We start from the raw sequence: 18017 nt of genomic DNA, 5'->3' as shown, positions 1-18017 counted from the left end.
TACCCGGCCTACCTTTCCGGGGTCGGCATGAACCCATCCATGGGGCCTAGACCGTAGCATCCCTGCTACGGACTACCCCGGAAAGGTAGGCCGGGCAGCCCGCATTCAGCCACTAAGCACACGCATAATTCAAAACCCACAACAGCATTGCTCGAAATAAGGATCACACCATGTCTGCCAACGACACTGTTGTCATCAGCGGCGCCGGTCTCTGGAACCCCGAAAACGTGCTCACTAACACAGAGTTGGTGCAGGTACTGAACGAATACGCTGACAAGTTCAACGAGGAGCATGCCAGCGAAATAGAGGCGGGCACCCTGGAACCAGTCGCCAAGTCCGACCCGGATTTCATTACCAAAGCCAGTGGCATACGCCAGCGTTACGTCTATGTCAAAGATGGCATCATGGAAGTCGATCGCATGCGTCCGCGTATTCAGGAGCGCCCCGATGACCAACTGAGTCACCAGGGGGAAATGGCCGTTGCCGCCGCCAGGAAGGCACTTGCCGCCGCCAATAAGAGCGCGGCTGATATTGATGCTGTGATTGTCAGCTGTGCCTACACCCAACGCTCCTACCCGGCCATTGCGATTGAAGTGCAGGCCGAACTCGGCATCGAGGGCTTCGGCTTCGACATGCTGGTAGCCTGCTCCGCCGCCACCTTCGCCCTGCACCGCGCTTACGAGATGGTCAAAGCAGGAACGGCCAGAGCGGTACTGGTCATCAACCCGGAACTGACCTCACCCCAGGTAAACTACCGCGACCGCGACAGCCACTTTATTTTCGGTGATGTTGCCACCGCCATGGTGGTCGAACGGGGCGACACTGCCAATGCCGAGCATGTTTACGACATACTGGGCATCAAGGCAAAAACGGTCTATTCGAACAATATCCGCTCGAACTTTGGCTTCGTTTCACACGCTTTCGATTCCGACCCATTTGGCCCCGACAAACTCTTCCACCAGGAAGGCCGCAAGGTTTTCAAGGAAGTCTGCCCAATGGCCGCTGATCACCTGGCAGCTCAAATCGAAGCCGTGGGTGCCGAAATCGGTCAGGTTCGGCGCTGGTGGTTGCACCAGGCCAATATCAACATGAATCAGCTGATCACCAAGCGCCTGCTGGGCCATGTGGGCACACAAGACGAAGCACCGATCGTGCTCGACGAGTACGCCAACACGGCCTCAGCCGGTTCGATCATTGCCTTTAACCTGCATCATCAGGATCTTAAATCCGGTGATCTGGGGGTGATTTGCTCGTTTGGGGCGGGGTATTCGATTGGTAGCCTTGCTTTGCGCAAGCGGTGAGCTTCGCAACATAGGAATATTGCATTTCCGGATAAACTAAGTTCAGATCTAGCTGCTTAGTCTTTAGGTTTTAATTTGGCAACAGCCTAAGTGCCGGCTGCCGGGTAGGCCTGGTCGGGGGAGTCCACAGCATGGATGCTGTGGCCTAGGCCCCATGGACGGGTTGAGTGGGCGGCATCCCGCCCGACCCCGGCAAGGCCTACCCGGTGGCTGGCACAAACCAAAGCCACTAGAGCCAATCCAGCCAGCGAACTTTTCCTCAGTAGAGCAACGTAAACAGCTGGCGCTGGTATTTGACGGCCGTTGGGTCGCCTTTGCCCAAGCTGTTGACGATGTCGAGGAAGGTTTTGCGGGCTTCGCCGTCCTTGAAGGTTTTATCTTTGCGCAGAATGCCCAACAGGGTATCCAGCGCATCAGCGTGGCGATTGATCTGGCTGTACTGGACCGCCAGTTCATAGGCCAGCTCAAGATTGTCCGGATCGGCGTCCCGTTTGCTTTGCAACTCCTGAATCTCCGGTGACTCGGCAGCCTGGTGCAACAGCGTCAGTCGGGATTTCAGCGCCGCGTATTCCGGCTCGGTCTGCTCCGTCATGGTCATTTTATCGAGAATTGCTTCGGCGTCTTCGGCACGGTGCAAAGCGACGTAGACATCGGCCAGAGCGAACGCAATGGCGGTTTCGCCATCACTCAGCGTGTAGGCTTCGCGCAGCAGAGGCAGCGCCTCATCGAGATTGCCTTGAGCGTGCAGCGCCTGGGCCTGATCCAGCAAACTATCCCAGGGCTTGGGCAGGTATTTCTCAAGGCGCTCCCGAATGGCGGATTCCGGCTCTGCACCCATAAAGGCATCGACCGGCTGACCATTCACGATCAGCGCCACCGTGGGCAGGCTGCGAACCCCGAACTGGGCCACAATATTGGGTTGTTCATCAGCATTGACCTTGGCTAACAGAAACTGCCCCTGGTATTCAGCCGCCAGTTTTTCAAGAATCGGCATCAGTGCCTTGCACGGCGCACACCACTCAGCCCAGAAATCCATGACCACCAGGCGGCGCTGGGATTCCTCCACCATGACATGCTGGAAGTTCTGTTCGGTTACGACCACCACGTTGCCGGCATCTTGCCCGTATACTTCGTTCATAACACCCTCGTGTTCAAAACTGGCTGTATCACCCATTATTGGGACATCACCGCATTTCGCAATACCGGGGTTTCCACGAGCGCACCCGGGATGCCATGACAGCGGCGCGACCGACCGTTACAATCCTTGTCTTCACAGACTCCGCTGCCGGCGCTGACCGGTTTACTATGGAATCTGAGCCTCATTTGAGTCCGGACCGGTATCGCCATGCTATCCCATAGCCGGTTCACTATGCATCGCATCAGGAGCGCAGTATGAAACGTGGTGTTCTCATCGCCATCACAACCGGGGTCATCGTTGCCCTGGCCAGCGCAGGTCTGGTTGTAACCAGTGCCTCGAACTCCGGGGCGGAGAATCCGTCAAACATCATCGTCAGTGAACGGGAAGACCGGGTATTCCATCAGTATGAGCTCGAAAACGGACTCAAGGTGGTACTGGTGTCCGATGAAGACGCCGAGGTTGCCGCAGCCGCCCTGAACGTCAGCGTTGGCTCCTGGAGCAACCCGGCCGACTTGCCAGGCCTGGCGCATTTTCTCGAACACATGTTGTTTCTGGGTACCGAAAAGTACCCGAATGCCGACGAATACCACCAGTTTATCAAGCAGAATGGCGGCAACAACAATGCCTATACCGCCGATGAGAACACCCTCTACTACTTTGATATCGACGCCGATCACCTTGAACCGGCACTGGACCGGCTGGCGCAGTTTTTCATCGCTCCCCTGTTCGACGCCAGCTACATAGAACGCGAAATCAACGCGGTGCAATCTGAGTTTACCGCCAGCTTGCAAGACGATAACAGGCGCCGTGAAGACGCCGTGCGCGAACTGATCAACCTCGAGCATCCGGCAGCAAACCTCGCCATTGGCAATGCCCAAACCCTCGATAACGACCAACTGCGCGAACGGATGCAGGCATTCTATCGTGAGCATTATGTAGCAAACCGCCTGTCGCTGGCCGTGGTTGGCCCTCAGGATATAGAGACACTGAAAGAGTGGGTCGATTCTCGCTTCAACCAGATACGCTCGGTCTCCTCAAAGCCGCTGCAACTAGAAGTTCCCCAGTTCAGCACCAGCCAACTGCCCATGCTGATCGAGGTAGAGCCGCGTCGTGAAAGCAGACTGCTCCAGTTCCGCTTCCCGGTCCCTGCAACGGTGGCCGAGCTCGACACCAAGCCTTACACCTACCTGGCGAGTCTGCTCGACCACCAGGGGCCTGGCACCCTGTTCGAAGCGCTGAAGGAGCGAGGTTGGGCAGACGGAATTTCGGCCCGTGCACCCGGCACCAGCCGCAATTCGGATACTTTCAGCATCGCCTTGCAACTGACCCCTGAAGGCATGGCCAACTGGCAAAGCGTGGCGACACTGATGTTCAGCTACCTGCAAACCATTGAGCAGGAGGGCTTGAACGAGTGGCGCTATGAAGAACTGCAGACCATCAACGAGATCAACTTCGAATTCGCGGAGCAGGTATCCCCCACCGCCACCGCACAGCATCTGGCAACCCGGCTGATGCACTACCCGGCCGATCAGTTACTGGTAGGCCCGTATCGGCTGGCACAATTCGATGCCGAAGCCATTCAGCGCTGGTTGTCCTATCTGCAACCGGACAACGCCCTGGTCGTATTGATGGCACCGGACGTGGAGACAGACACCGTCAGCGAATGGTACGAAACCCCCTACAAGGCAACTCCGCTGTCAGGCTCGGTGGTCGCCGAATGGCGTGCGCCCGAGCAAGACAACAACCTGACGCTGCCTGAAGAAAATCTGTTCATACCGGAAGACCTGACCGTGCTGCCCTTTGCCGGACGCCAGAGCGACCTGATCCACAACACGCCCCTGATCATTGAACAGGCGCCGGGCTTATCCGTTTGGTTTGAACAGGATGAATCCTTCAGAACGCCGAAGCTTGATATCACGGTCATGATGGAATCACCCGAAGCCAATGCCAGCGCCCGCAGCGCCATTGCAACGCAGCTACTCATCGACCTGGTTGACGACGGGATGACCGATTTCCGCTATGACGCCGGCCGGGCTGGCTCCGGTTATGGCCTGTCTTCGTCGAAGCGTGGTCTGCAGATGCGGCTCTATGGCTACAGCGACCGGTTGCACGTATTACTCGACACCCTGCTGGTGGAACTGACTGATCCGGGTGTCAGTCAGCCCCGGTTTGAACAGCTAAAATCCGATCTCCAGCGCCGGCTGCGCAATACTCGCGAAGATCCGGTCCTGAACCAGATGGTGCGGCGGCTGAACACGGCGCTGATCCGTGATTCCAGAACACCGGAAGCCCTGCTTGAAGCGCTTGAAGACCTGACGCTCGACGACGTGCTCGCGCACCGCGATACGTTGCTGAATAATCAGGCCATGACGATGCTGATTCACGGCAACCAGACCGAAGACGGGGCCCTGCAACTGGCCAATCGCATCAGCGCGATGATCCCGCCCAGTGCCGATATCGACCCGGTAAGAGTCGACGTTGCCGCCCTGCCCAGCCGGCGTTACCGCCACGAAATGGCCATCGATCACAACGACAGTGCCCTGCTCGGCTACTACCAGGGTCAGGACAGCAGCCTGCGCGAGCGCGCTCTTTTTGCCTTGCTGGGCCGCACCATGAGCGCTTCCTATTTTGCAGAGATGCGCACCGAGGAACAGCTGGGCTACATCGTTTTCAGCCAGAATTTCATGGCCGAAGATCTGCCTGGCCTGATCGTCTACATTCAATCACCCGACACCGACCCGGCCTTGTTGCAGCTGTTTTCAGACCGTTTCATGAACCGGTATCTGCAGCAACTGCGCAGCCTCGACAGCGATGAGTTCAACCGTTACAAGGCAGGCCTGATCAACGATCTGACCACCCCGGAGCAGAACCTCTATGAGCTTAGCCAAACTTACTGGCAGGCCATTATGGAGGGGAATCCGAACTTCAATACGCGCCGGCGTCTCGCGTCGGCTGTTGAGGCAATCAGTCTCGATGGCTTTACCCGTTTCTTTGAAAACCAGATGCTTAGAGACGATGCAAAACGCCTGGTTTTGCATCAGGTCGGCCGAGGCATGGAAGAAGCCTACACAGAAAACGGCACCAACCTGGTGGGTTTTTACACGGCCGACAATGTACAAACCATTCAGGAAGCCAGCCGCTGGATTACACCAACTTTTAACAACCTGCCCGAGCGTTTGGATCCTGTCCAATAACGAGTGGCTGGCCTGGTTTTGTGCCGAGGCGCCAGGGCTGGCCACCCGGTTTCTTAATTAAATCTGCCCGGCATCCGGGCAGGACGCAAAGCTGGCCTCAACTGACCAGATCCGTCTCTTGCCAGCTATTCTGTCTGCGCGGCAACACCACCAGCACTTCGGTCCCTTTTTCACCATCCAGCACATCCAGATTGCCACCCAGCATTTGTGCCAGCCGGCGCGCCACGACCAGCGACAAGCCAGGCCCGACGTCGCGCCCCTCATCAATGACGCTGGTGTAATGGGTGAGCACATTGCTGAGCTGTTCCGCTCCAAGATGGCGACCTTCAGCGCTGATCCGAATGCGCAGTGCCTCGCCAAGCTCTGCATCGATGTACCCGATCAGATGAACCTGAACCAGGCCCCCTTCGTTCATTCGCATCAGCGAATACACGACCCGGGTTAACAATGAGTGCAGCCAATTTACGTCAGACACCAGCGGTAACTGATCTTCCTGATGTTCAAATTTGACTCGGGTCTTGTAGTTTTTCCCGTACCGCTGCCACTCTTCGCAAAACCCTTCCAGTACGGTGAGCAAATTGATGTTCTCGGCGCGTGGCAATTCCGATTTCAACTCCAGACGAGCCAGTACCTTCAAATCATCCGCATAGCGCTGCATCAGCTCGGATTTTTCGCGAATACGTTCCAGCGCATCGGGCTGACTAGAGGTACATAATGACTGAACCTCGGCCATAGCCGTATTCAGAGCGTTGGCCATGTTCTTTAACGCCAGATCTTTCTCCTGCGCTGATGATAGTACCAGACGCCTCAGTTCGGCACTTTGCTTGCCCTCATATTCGAATCGTTCGATCCGCAGATGGCTTTCCTGAAGCGTCCGCTTAACCCGGCTAACCTCCCGAAAAGCGTCATCAGCGTGACGCTGACTACGATTCAGGGCCAGCAGCGACACGCCCGCTGCCGCCAAGAGCAACCCCACAGGCACAGCTAAAACCGGCAACTCCAGTACCGGCATCGCGAAATACACCAGAGCCGCCAAACTGCCCAGCCACAACACTCCGCTGATGACCCAGAGGGTCGCCACCTGTGACGTTTTATTCACTGCCTTCTCCCAAACCATAACCATTTTAAGTGCCACCCTCGCCAAACCAATACGGGGACAGCCATCAGTTGCACGCAGTTTGCCATTAAATTCCGGGTTTGGCAGGTTTCTTAATGGCTCGCGGTTCACAGGCCTGGCCGTATAAATTGCCAATAGCCCGAGTCAGGTGCCTGATTATCAACCTCCCTGACGTTGTTTTTGACGGATATTGGGCATAAACTTATTAAAAACTGACCACTTGGACAATAAAATGAATCCGTTACAGCGTGACGCCAAAACTGCGCTCGGGTTGATGGACCTGACCAGCCTGAACGACGACGATACCGATGCCCGCATCGAAGCCCTGTGCAAGCAGGCCAATACCCCCGTGGGTTCGCCAGCGGCTGTGTGTGTGTACCCGGCCTTTATAGCCACGGCGCGTAAAACCCTGGCCGCAGAAGGGCTGAAAGACGTTCTGATTGCCACTGTTACCAACTTTCCGGATGGCAGCGACGACATTGAGCGTGCCGTCTCAGAAACCCGTGCTGCCGTGGCAGCGGGGGCTCATGAAGTCGATGTGGTACTGCCTTACCGCTCGCTAATGGCTGGCAACAGCGAGGTTGCTCACGATCTGGTCGCCGCCTGCAAAGCGGCTTGCGGCGCCAGTTCTCGGCTTAAAGTCATCATCGAGAGTGGCGAGTTGAAAGAACCGCACCTCATTCGCCAGGCCAGCGACATCGCCATTGCAGCCGGGGCTGACTTTATTAAAACCAGCACCGGAAAAGTGGCTGTGAATGCCACGCTGGAGGCAGCCGACATCATGCTGCAGGCCATCCGCGACAGTGGCCGTCAGGTCGGTTTCAAGGCCGCCGGCGGAATCAAAACCACTGAAGATGCCCAGGCCTACCTGGCTCTGGCGGCACGCATCATGGGGCCGGGCTGGGTAAGCCCTGCCACATTCCGCTTTGGTGCCAGCAGCCTGCTGAACAGTCTGCTGGAAACACTCGGCCAGGCGGGTTCGGGTTCAACCGAACCGGGTGGGTACTAAGATGTATCTGCCTCAGGAACTGATTCGCCGCAAACGCGATGGCGGCGCGCTCAATGACGATGAGATTCGCTGGTTCGTGACCGGCATCAAGGATTCAAGCATCAGCGAAGGCCAGGTCAGTGCCTTTGCGATGGCGGTCTACTTCAATGGGCTGACGCTCGATGAACGCGTCGCGCTGACGCTCGCCATGCGCGATTCCGGCGATGTCATGCACTGGTCAGACCTCAACGGCCCGGTGCTCGACAAACACAGCACCGGTGGCGTCGGTGATCTGGTCAGCCTGATGCTCGGTCCCATGGTCGCTGCCTGCGGTGGCTATGTACCGATGATTTCCGGCCGGGGCCTCGGCCACACCGGCGGCACGCTCGACAAATTCGAATCCATACCCGGCTACAACACCTACCCCGACAACGACCTCTTTGATCGCGCCGTGCGAGAAGCCGGCGTCGCCATTATCGGCCAAACCGGCAACCTGGCCCCGGCCGACAAGCGCTTCTATGGCATTCGGGACGTCACCGGCACAGTGGAAAGCATAGATCTGATCACCGCTTCCATCCTGTCGAAAAAACTCGCCGAAGGGCTGGATGCGTTGGTGATGGACGTTAAAGTTGGCAGTGGTGCATTTATGCCTACTCCGGAAAAAAGCCGGGCTCTGGCTGAAAGCATCGTGCGCGTGGCAAACGGCGCAGGTGTGAAAACGACGGCCTTGCTGACCGATATGAACCAGGTTCTGGCGCTGTCAGCCGGTAATGCAGTGGAAATGGCAGAGGCGGTGGCCTACCTTCGCGGTGACCATCGCGACCCGGTAGTCCACGAGGTCACCATGGCCCTGTGTGCAGAGATGCTGGTATCCGGCCAACTGGCTGACAGCATCGAGGCCGCTCGCCGTCAGTTGCAGTCGGTACTCGACTCCGGTGCAGCGCTTGAAGCGTTTCAACGGATGGTAACGCTGCTCGGCGGCCCGTCCGACTTTACCGACCGGCCCGATGACTTTTTACCCAAAGCCCCCATTATTCAACCAGTCATCGCCGCAAGGGATGGCATCGTACAACCCTTGCAGGTGCGCGATATTGGCCTGGCGGTGGTTGCGATGGGCGGCGGACGAACCCGCGCCGATCAGAAGATCGACGCCGCCGTTGGTCTGACCGACATTGTTCGGCCAGGCGTGACGGTTCGCGCCGGTGATGTGCTGGCCATGGCTCATGTTCGCAACGAAGCGCAACTGGCCGACACCCGGCAACGGTTAACCCAGGCCATACCAATCGACGAGCAGGCCGTCGCGGCTCAACCGGTGGTACACGACCGGATAGGCCCGGAAGATTTGGATTAACAGGGCCGGTTTCACGCAGCAAACCGACCTGACAGACCATCATAGGGCTTTGTCGCACAAAGCCCGGGAGGAAGACATGGGACGCGCTATCGTACTGGTACTGGATTCATTCGGCATTGGCGCCAGCGCCGACGCCGACCGCTTCGGCGACACCGGAGCCAACACCCTGGGCCACATCGCCCAGTGGTGCGCGCAAGGCAAGGCTGACAAGGGCCGCTCCGGCAAGCTGACCCTGCCCAACCTGACCCGGCTGGGCCTCGTCAACGCCGCCACCGAAAGCAGCCAGGGCGCCGTGCCTGAAGGCATGACGCTTGCAGCCGAAACAGTCGGCAGCTACGGCTACGCCCGCGAACTGTCGAGCGGCAAAGACACACCCAGCGGCCACTGGGAAATTGCTGGCGTGCCAGTGCTCTATGACTGGGGCTATTTCAGCGAGCTGGAAAACTCTTTCCCACAGTCTTTACTGGATACTCTGATCGAACGCTGCGACCTGCCCGGCGTACTTGGCAATTGCCACGCCTCTGGAACCGAGATTCTGAAAAAACTGGGCGAAGAACACTGCAAAACCGGCAAGCCCATCGTTTATACCTCCGCCGACAGTGTGTTTCAGATTGCCTGTCACGAAGAGACCTTTGGTCTGGATCGTTTGTACGAGGTGTGTGAAGTCGCCCGCGAACTGGTCGACGAATACAACATCGGTCGGGTCATCGCCCGCCCCTTCATCGGCGACAGCGCCGACACTTTCCAGCGCACCGGCAACCGTCATGACCTGGCGGTCGAGCCACCGGCACCGACCGTGCTGAAAAAACTGGCAGAAGAAGGCGGCGAAGTAATTTCCATCGGCAAGATCGCTGACATCTACGCCAATGTAGGCATCACCCAGAAATTCAAAGCCACTGGCCTGTCGGCCCTGGTCGATGAAACGCTGACGCAAATGAGCAAGGCCGACGATCGCAGTCTGATTTTCACCAACCTGGTGGATTTCGATTCATCCTACGGCCACCGCCGCGATGTCGCTGGCTATGCCGCCGCACTGGAATACTTCGATTCGCGCCTGCCAGAAATTCTCGACCAGATGCAGGACGATGACATCCTGATCATGACAGCCGATCACGGCTGCGACCCGACCTGGCCAGGCACCGACCACACTCGCGAGCACATCCCGGTGCTGGTGTACGGAAAAACCCTGAAACCCGTCAATCTGGGCGAGCGGGAAACCTTTGCCGACATCGGCCAGACGCTGGCGGAGTTTTTCAAGGTAGGACGGATGGACTATGGCACCAGCTTTCTAAAATCAATATCTGATGAAGTAGCTGCTTAACGACACCTAACCTCTCTACTCAGGTCCAGGAGTTCGCCAAGAGACTAGCAACGGGTGCCGGGTATGCTTATGTGGGGGAGTCCGCAGCATGGATGCTGCGGCCTAGGCTCCAAGGAAGGATTTACGCCGACCCCACAGAAGCATACCCGGTATCTGGTGCGGGCCAATGCCCGTGAAGTAAACCGAACTTCGGAGTTCGATCTACTAGCCTAACCTCTGACGAACAGCTTCAAACAGACAAACGCCAGCGGCGACACTGACGTTCAGGCTACTCACCTGCCCTGCCATAGGAAGCTTGAACAGCCCATCGCAGGTATCGCGCGTCAAACGCCGCAGACCTGCGCCTTCAGCCCCCATCACTATGGCCACTGATCCGGTTAAATCGGTCTGATAAATCGATGCGTCGGCTTCTCCCGCCGTGCCATAAATCCAAACGCCCTGCTGTTTCAGAGCTTCCAGCGTGCGGGCAAGGTTGGTCACCACGACGAACGGCACCGTATCAGCTGCACCGCTGGCAATCTTGACTGCGGTTGGCGTCAGGCTCGCCGACTTGTCTTTAGGGACAATGATGGCATCGGCCCCGGCCGCATCGCAACTGCGCAGGCAAGCGCCGATGTTGTGTGGGTCGGTCACGCCGTCGAGCACCAGCAGCAAGGCTGGGCGATCCAGGCCGGCTACCAGCGATTCGAGGTCACCTTCATCCAGCACTGGCGCAGCCAGTGTTTGCACCAGTACGCCTTGATGTCGAGCGTCTTGCATGTCGTTACGGTTGAGCAGGCGATCGAATTCCTCTCTGGCCAGCCAGCGGAAGCGAGCGCCCTGGCCCTTGGCCAGATCCAGCAGGCGCTGAATACGCTGATCTTGCCGGCCCTTCAGAAAAACGATTTCCCGCACCCGATCCGGGTGTTGTTCCAGGGCACTCTGGCAGGCATGAATGCCGTAGACCCAGGACGTTGCGTCACTCATGGTTATTCTTCCCGAAAATCAAACTAACCCAGAAACAGGAAAGCCCGGCGAATCGCCAGGCTTTCCTTACTCAAACAGCGATGTTACTCGCTGCTTTTTCGACGACGCGGACGCGACTTGCGCTTACCGCCAGACTTGCCCGACTTCTTACCTTTTTTGGGTTCGTCACCGGCTCCGGTTTTCTGATCCGGCCGTGCCTTGGCTTTCGAACCTTTGGCAGTGCCGGGACGGGACGGTTTCTGGACCCAATCGCCCGACAATTCGAAGTCGATCTTGCGGTCATCGAGATCAACGCGCATGACTTTAACCTGCAACCGGTCGCCCAGGCCGTAACTGACCCGGGTGCGTTCGCCGACCAGGCAATGCGCCACTTCGTTGAACTGATAGTAATCGCTGGCCAGTGAACTGATGTGCACCAGACCATCCACATAGACTTCATCGAGCTGCACAAACAAGCCAAAGTTGGTAACGGACGATACCGTACCCATGAACTCGTCGCCCACATGGTCTTTCATGTATTCGCACTTGAGCCAGGCCACCACATCCCAGGTTGCCTCGTCAGCACGGCGCTCGGTCAGTGAACAGTGCTCACCCAGCTCGACCATGGCCTGCAAATCGTAAGGATAGATGTCTTTCTGGTTCAGTTTCGACGCGCCCCGAACCCGACGTACCAGTGACGTGCGCTTGCCGGAACGAATCACACTGCGGATCGCCCGATGCGTCAACAAATCCGGATAGCGGCGAATCGGTGACGTAAAGTGGGTGTAGGCATCGAACGCCAGGCCGAAGTGGCCCAGGTTATCCGGCTGATACACCGCCTGATTCATCGACCGCAGCAGCATGGTCTGAATGAGCTGGAAATCTTCCCGGCCTTTCAGCTGGTTCAACAGGGTCTGGTAATCTTTGGCATGGGGTTTCTCCCCGCCTTTCAGATCCAACCCCAGTTGGCCCAGGTACTTGCGCAGGTTTTCCAGTCGTTCAGGTGATGGCGTGTCGTGCACCCGGTAAAGCGCGGGAATCTCGAGTTCTTCCATGAAATTCGCCGCACAAACGTTGGCGATCAGCATGCACTCTTCGATCAGCCGGTGCGCATCGTTACGCTCACTTGGCACAATGCGTTCGATCTTGCGGTCGGCATCGAACACAATTTTGGTTTCGATCGTTTCAAAGTCGATCGCACCGCGCTTGCGGCGCTGAAAGCGGAATATCTTGTACAGCTCGCGCAGCGTGGTGAGGTTTTTCAGCACCGCCTCACCGTATTCCTGCTGCATGGTTTCACGCGCCTCGGCGGCGGTTTCCGGTTCCAGCAGTGGCGCCACCTTGTTGTAGGTCAGGCGGGCATGGGAATTGATGAGGCCTTCCATGAAGCGGTAGCTGTCAATGTTCCCGGTGGCCGACACGGTGATTTCACAGACCAGCGTCAGACGATCGACATTCGGGTTCAGTGAGCACAAGCCGTTCGACAAAATCTCTGGCAGCATCGGAATCACTCGCTCGGGGAAGTACACCGAGGTGGAGCGCTTACGGGCTTCGTTATCCAACGGCGAGTTAACGCCTACGTAGTTGGAGACGTCGGCAATGGCAACGAACAAGCGCCAGCCACCACCCCGCACCGATTCGGCGAGTACCGCGTCGTCGAAATCCCGGGCGGTTTCGTCATCGATGGTGACAAACGCCTTGTCGCGCAGGTCGATGCGATTGCTCTTGTGCGCTTCATCAACCTGATCACTCATGCCCTCTATGTGATCTAACACCTCACGTGGCCATTCGTGCGGTATATCGTGGGTACGCAGGGCAATATCGATTTCCATGCCCGGTGCCATGTGCTCACCCAGTACCTGCGAAACACGGCCGACCGGCTGACGCCGGAACTGGGGCTGTTCGAGCACGTCGACCACGACGATGTCGCCGGGCTGGGCATCACCTTCATTGCCGGCCGGGATCAGCACATCAATGCTGACGCGACGGTTCTCCGGTTCAACCCGGCCTATACCGCCGTCGTTGAAATACCGGCCCACGATTTCCTGGGTATTGTGCTCAAGCACTTCGGTAATAATGGCTTCAACACGACCACGGTGGTCGGTACCGCCTTTGCGGACGAGCACGACGTCGCCATCGAAGCAGCAACGCATCTGGCGGTGGTTCAATACGTAGTCTTTGCCACCCTGATCGTGGATCAGAAAGCCAAAGCCATCGGGGTGGCCCTGGACGCGCCCTTTCACCAGATCCATCTTGTCGATCAGGCCAAAGGCGCCTTTGCGCGAGCACAGCAACTGGCCATCGCGGACCATGGCAATCAAACGACGACGCAGTGCTTCAATATCGCGTTCGTCGTCGGCCAGTCCCAGCTCATCGCACAGTTCGGGGTGTGTCGCGGGGCCCTGGCGATTTTCCAGGTGCTCCAGAATAAATTCCCGACTGGGAATGGGGTTTTCGTATTTCTCAGCTTCCCGTTCAAGATTCGGGTCAGCGGGTTTCCGTCGGCTGATAGGTCGTAATCCTTGTTGATTAAAATTTGATCATTTGATGATTGTGTCAACCTCGGATTCATAGCGCCTTTTGGAGGGCCGTTGGATAGGGTTGACTAATGCGCGCACAGTATAACGCATTGTTGGGTATCTGAATAAGGTTGTCTGCAGACGGCTGTAACGGCATGGCTACGGGCAAACCGAAGGTTAGCCCAGGTTCGGTGGCTGTGGTCCACGATGGCTACCAGTAGCAACTCTGAGGGGTCGGGCGGAATACCGCCCACTCAATCCATCCGTGGCGGTACGTCTGGTCCGGCACCGCGATCTCGGGCCTAGACCGCAGGATATGAATCCCTTCCATGGGATTCATATCCCGAAGTTAAGCTTACACGGATGTATTCACGGCGCCCCTGCAGGAGCAGCCGAGCCATCCGTCGCGGGTTCAAGGCGATAATGCCAACTTGAACTCCGAGGCGAGCCGTTACTGAATATCGAACGAGTGGCGAAGTACGATGGTTTCAATTCGGTCCGGGCCGGTTGAAACGATATCGATGGGCGCGCCGATCGCCTTTTCCAGATAGGCGATGTAATCCCGGGCGCGCTGAGGCAGCTGGCTCAGCTCGCTGGCGCCCACGGTGGATTCATCCCAGCCTGGTAGCTCTTCATAGACCGGGGTTACCCGGGCGAAGGCTTCTGCAGATTCCGGCCACTCCACATCGTTGCCCGCTTCGTCGCGGTAACCGACGCATACCTTGACGGTTTTCAGGCCGTCCAGCACATCCAGCTTGGTCAGGCAGATGGCGTTGATGCTGTTGATGCGAATGCTGTGCTTGACCAGCACGGCATCGAACCAGCCGCAGCGCCGTGCGCGGCCAGTGGTCGTACCGAATTCATTGCCTTTCTTGGCCAGGTACTTGCCATCGTCGTCGAACAGTTCCGTCGGGAACGGGCCCGAGCCGACACGGGTGGTGTAAGCCTTGGTGATGCCCATGATCTGGTCGAGATACAGTGGCCCCACGCCCGAACCGGTGGCAACACCGCCCGCCGTGGTGTTGGAGGACGTCACGTAGGGGTAGGTGCCGTGGTCGATATCCAACAGTGAACCCTGAGCGCCTTCAAACATGATGTCGCCACCCTGCTCGCGAATGCTGTGAATCAGGCCGACCGAGTTGACGGTGATGTCGCGAATGCTCTGTGCCTGTTCAATCACCTCGGCCAGGGTTTGGTCGACGTCGATGGCTTCTACGCCATAGTAGTTGGCCAGCACAAAGTTGTGATAATCCATCAACTCACGCACCTTGTCGGCAAAGCCGGGCTGAAATACGTCACCCAGGCGAACGCCACGACGGCTGACCTTGTCTTCATAGGCCGGGCCGATGCCACGGCCCGTAGTGCCGATTTTCGCTTCACCACGACGGCTTTCACGAGCCTGGTCCAGGGCAATGTGTACCGGCAAAATCAATGGGCAGCCGTGGCTGACGCGCAGTCGCTCGCGTACCGGAACGCCGCGCTCTTCGAGCATGGCCATTTCCTTCAACAGCGCCTCAATGGAGAGCACCACACCATTACCGATGATGCAGTTGACGCCCTGGCGCAAGATACCCGACGGAATCAGGTGCAAGGCGGTTTTAACACCGTCGATCACCAGGGTATGGCCAGCATTGTGCCCGCCCTGAAAGCGCACCACAGCCGACGCTTTTTCCGTCAGCAGGTCGACGATCTTACCTTTGCCTTCGTCACCCCACTGGGTGCCAAGTACGACAACATTCTTACCCATCGTTTTTTGCCTGTAGTTGATAAAATGGTTGGTTAATCGGTTAGCTGACTCAGACTAACGGCTTTATCTGCCACTCGCCCTGTTCCAGCACGAGCTCCCGGTCACAGCCCAGCTCTTCCGGGACGACCTGATCAGTAAAAACCTGAATCACTCGCTCGCCAGAGGCACGCAACTGGCTGATCCGTTCGATCAGTACCGGATCGGAGACGGCCGGAGCCCGAACCCCCGCGGCTTCCTTCCAGCGGCCGCGCGTCTGGCTGGCCAGAATTTTTAAATCGCTGGAGAAGCCCGTCGCCGGACGCGCCCGGCCGAATACCTTGCCGGTAGAATCGTAGCGACCACCCTTGGCAACAGCCTGGCCAAAACCGGGTACAAAGGCCGAAAACACCAGGCCGGTGTGGTAATTGAAATCCCGCAGTTCGGCCAGATCCAGGTGAATTTTCTGCTCAGGAAAGCGGGCTTTCAAGGCCTCGGCGATGCGGGTCAGCGTATCCAGCGCGGTCAACACGCCTTCGGGCGCACCGGCAAAGCGCTCCGGCCAGCCTGCCAGTTTGTCCATTGAACCGGCGCATTTCGGCAGCAGGGCAAACCAGCGTTTGAACTCATCGTTCAGCGGTGCGGTTTCGAGCCAGGTATTCAGCTCTGGCAGCGAACGGTGGCGCAACAGCCGGAACAGCTGGGTCGCGTTGTCGCCCTCCAGCCCAGATGCCTCGATCAGCGCCTGGTAAATGCCGATGTGACCCAGGTCAAGCGTTACATTGACCAGGCCGGCCCGGGCCAGCGAGGTGAGCATCAGCGAAACAATCTCTATGTCACTGTCGATGCCGGAATAACCATACAGCTCAGCGCCAATTTGAATGGGGCTGCGCGATGACAACAGGTGAGTTGCCTTAGTGTGCAACACGTTGCTCGAATAGCAGTAACGGGCCACACCAGCACGCGGCAGACTGTGGGCATCCATACGCGCCACCTGCTGGGTATTGTCGGCACTCAACCCCATCAGCCGGCCACTGGTCTGGTCGGTGATCTTGTAGGTCAGCAAGTCCAGGTCATGGCCGACCCCGGTGAGCAACGATTCCAGGTATTCGGCGCTCGGCGGAATAACCAGATCATAGCCCCAGGTGCGGTACTCATCGAGTAGAAGTCGGCGCAAGGCCTCAATTCGTGCGGCTTCCGGCGGCAAGACTTCCTCAATACCGTCGGGCAACAGCCAGCGTTCTGCTATGGTCATGCCGGAACACGTTCCCATTCATTCAATCAGGGTTTTACCGGGCGTTGCAGTCACGTTTGGAGCCCGACTCTTGTCGGACCGGGTGACCATTTGCCAACGCCAGGCACAAAAAAACCGGGCACATGGCCCGGTTAACGGATTCTACACTTGCAATGGCTGGCCCCCAACCCTTTTTTGAACTATTTCTAAAAGGGAAGCGATACAAGCCTGGCTACTGCTCTTCACCCTCAGACAGTGCGCCCGTTTTCGATTGCAGGTAGCGGAAAAAGTCATTGTCCGGTTCCAGCAACAGAATGTCGCCGTTACCGCCAAAGCTCTGCTCATAAGCGCCGAGGCTGCGATAGAAGCTGTAGAACTCTTCATCCTGAGAGTAAGCCGATGAATAGACCCGGGAAGCTTCAGCATCACCTTCACCGCGTATCTGTTCGGATTCACGGAACGCATTGGCCCGTATTACCGTTTGCTGACGATCGGCAGATGCCCGAATTTCTTCAGCTTCCCGCTCACCGTTAGACCGGAACAACTGAGCTTCCTGTTGACGGTCTGAGCGCATCCGGCTGAACACGTCGGCAGACACTTCCTGCGGCAGGTCAATCGCTTTCACACGAATATCGATCACCCGAATCCCAAGACCGCTGCGGGCAAAGCTATCCACATCAGCCGTTACTTCACGCAACAAGCGATCCCGTTCACCTTCATCTTCAATCGCGGTTCCGGTTGACAGTGGCTCGTCCTCGCTACGGCCAGATACAACCTCACGCAAAGTGCGGCGACCGAAGGCGTCACGCAGTGCTGAGTTAACCCGGTTACCCAGAATGGTGTTGGCGCGGAAGAAATCGCCGCCACTGGTGGCGGTGTAGAACTCACGCACATCATCGATTTGCCATTGAATATAGGCGTCTACTTCAAGACCTTTCTGTTCATTGGTAATGAAACGCTCTGCTTCACTGTCCAGGGTGATTAGGCGGGCTTCAAATTTGCGCACGTCCTCAATGAACGGCATTTTGAACTGCAAGCCTGGCTCAACATCCGCAGCGACCACTTCACCGAATCGCAGCTTGATTGCGCGTTCTTTCTCACTCACCACATAAACGCTTTGCAAGCCAATAAAGACAACCAGAGCAAGCAAGGCGAGCAGGATTGTATTACGAGTACTCATAGTTCA

General features: G+C 57.5%; 12 protein-coding genes. 5 read left to right on the top strand and 7 right to left on the bottom strand.

All coding sequences use genetic code 11. The features are described from left to right. Nucleotides 1-170 precede the first annotated feature (170 nt). On the top strand, nt 171-1301 hold the full coding sequence (locus ACHUE7_RS04965) for a beta-ketoacyl-ACP synthase III (RefSeq protein WP_394169001.1): 1131 nt from the start codon (nt 171-173) through the stop codon (nt 1299-1301). A 259-nt stretch (nt 1302-1560) separates the two neighbouring features. Here ACHUE7_RS04965 and trxA read toward each other — a convergent pair whose 3' ends face one another. Then, the gene (gene trxA, locus ACHUE7_RS04960; protein ID WP_394169000.1) at nt 1561-2439 is read right to left on the bottom strand and encodes a thioredoxin; all 879 of its coding nucleotides are present in this window, start codon (nt 2437-2439) and stop codon (nt 1561-1563) included. Between the two features lie 254 nt (nt 2440-2693). Between trxA and ACHUE7_RS04955 the strand changes: the two genes are divergently transcribed. After that, nucleotides 2694-5633, top strand: a complete 2940-nt coding sequence (locus ACHUE7_RS04955) for an insulinase family protein (protein ID WP_394168999.1) — start codon at nt 2694-2696, stop codon at nt 5631-5633. Between the two features lie 97 nt (nt 5634-5730). On the opposite strand, the gene ACHUE7_RS04950 is transcribed toward ACHUE7_RS04955, so the two are convergent. After that, complete coding sequence (locus tag ACHUE7_RS04950) at nt 5731-6732, bottom strand: sensor histidine kinase (RefSeq protein WP_394168998.1); 1002 nt, start codon at nt 6730-6732, stop codon at nt 5731-5733. A gap of 250 nt (nt 6733-6982) precedes the next feature. Between ACHUE7_RS04950 and deoC the strand changes: the two genes are divergently transcribed. The 3 genes from deoC (at nt 6983) to ACHUE7_RS04935 (ending at nt 10410) form a co-directional block, all read left to right on the top strand. After that, nucleotides 6983-7759 carry a deoxyribose-phosphate aldolase gene (deoC, locus tag ACHUE7_RS04945; RefSeq protein ID WP_394168997.1) on the top strand — a complete coding sequence of 259 codons (777 nt, stop codon included), beginning with the start codon at nt 6983-6985 and terminating at the stop codon, nt 7757-7759. A gap of 1 nt (nt 7760) precedes the next feature. After that, nucleotides 7761-9089 (top strand): thymidine phosphorylase, encoded by a 1329-nt coding sequence (deoA, locus tag ACHUE7_RS04940; RefSeq protein WP_394168996.1) that lies wholly within the window; start codon nt 7761-7763, stop codon nt 9087-9089. Between the two features lie 76 nt (nt 9090-9165). Further along, the gene (locus ACHUE7_RS04935; RefSeq protein WP_394168995.1) at nt 9166-10410 is read left to right on the top strand and encodes a phosphopentomutase; all 1245 of its coding nucleotides are present in this window, start codon (nt 9166-9168) and stop codon (nt 10408-10410) included. A 204-nt stretch (nt 10411-10614) separates the two neighbouring features. On the opposite strand, the gene rlmB is transcribed toward ACHUE7_RS04935, so the two are convergent. From rlmB to hflC, 5 genes are all read right to left on the bottom strand, one after another. Beyond that, nucleotides 10615-11376: a 23S rRNA (guanosine(2251)-2'-O)-methyltransferase RlmB gene (gene rlmB / locus ACHUE7_RS04930; protein ID WP_394168994.1), complete on the bottom strand. Its 762-nt coding sequence runs from the start codon at nt 11374-11376 to the stop codon at nt 10615-10617. An 83-nt stretch (nt 11377-11459) separates the two neighbouring features. Continuing rightward, a complete protein-coding gene (gene rnr / locus ACHUE7_RS04925; protein ID WP_394169160.1) occupies nt 11460-13865 on the bottom strand; it encodes a ribonuclease R in 2406 nt (801 codons plus the stop codon). A gap of 460 nt (nt 13866-14325) precedes the next feature. Then, nucleotides 14326-15621 carry an adenylosuccinate synthase gene (locus ACHUE7_RS04920; RefSeq protein ID WP_394168993.1) on the bottom strand — a complete coding sequence of 432 codons (1296 nt, stop codon included), beginning with the start codon at nt 15619-15621 and terminating at the stop codon, nt 14326-14328. 49 nt (nt 15622-15670) lie between these two features. After that, nucleotides 15671-16852, bottom strand: coding sequence for an ATP phosphoribosyltransferase regulatory subunit (locus ACHUE7_RS04915; protein ID WP_394168992.1), 1182 nt, complete (start codon nt 16850-16852; stop codon nt 15671-15673). Between the two features lie 211 nt (nt 16853-17063). Continuing rightward, on the bottom strand, nt 17064-18011 hold the full coding sequence (gene hflC, locus ACHUE7_RS04910) for a protease modulator HflC (RefSeq protein ID WP_394168991.1): 948 nt from the start codon (nt 18009-18011) through the stop codon (nt 17064-17066). Between the last annotated feature and the right edge of the window lie 6 nt (nt 18012-18017).

It is taken from the genome of Saccharospirillum alexandrii (genome assembly GCF_043641555.1).
GTDB lineage: Bacteria > Pseudomonadota > Gammaproteobacteria > Pseudomonadales > Natronospirillaceae > Saccharospirillum > Saccharospirillum alexandrii_A.
This window is presented reverse-complemented; position numbering and strand designations above follow the sequence as displayed.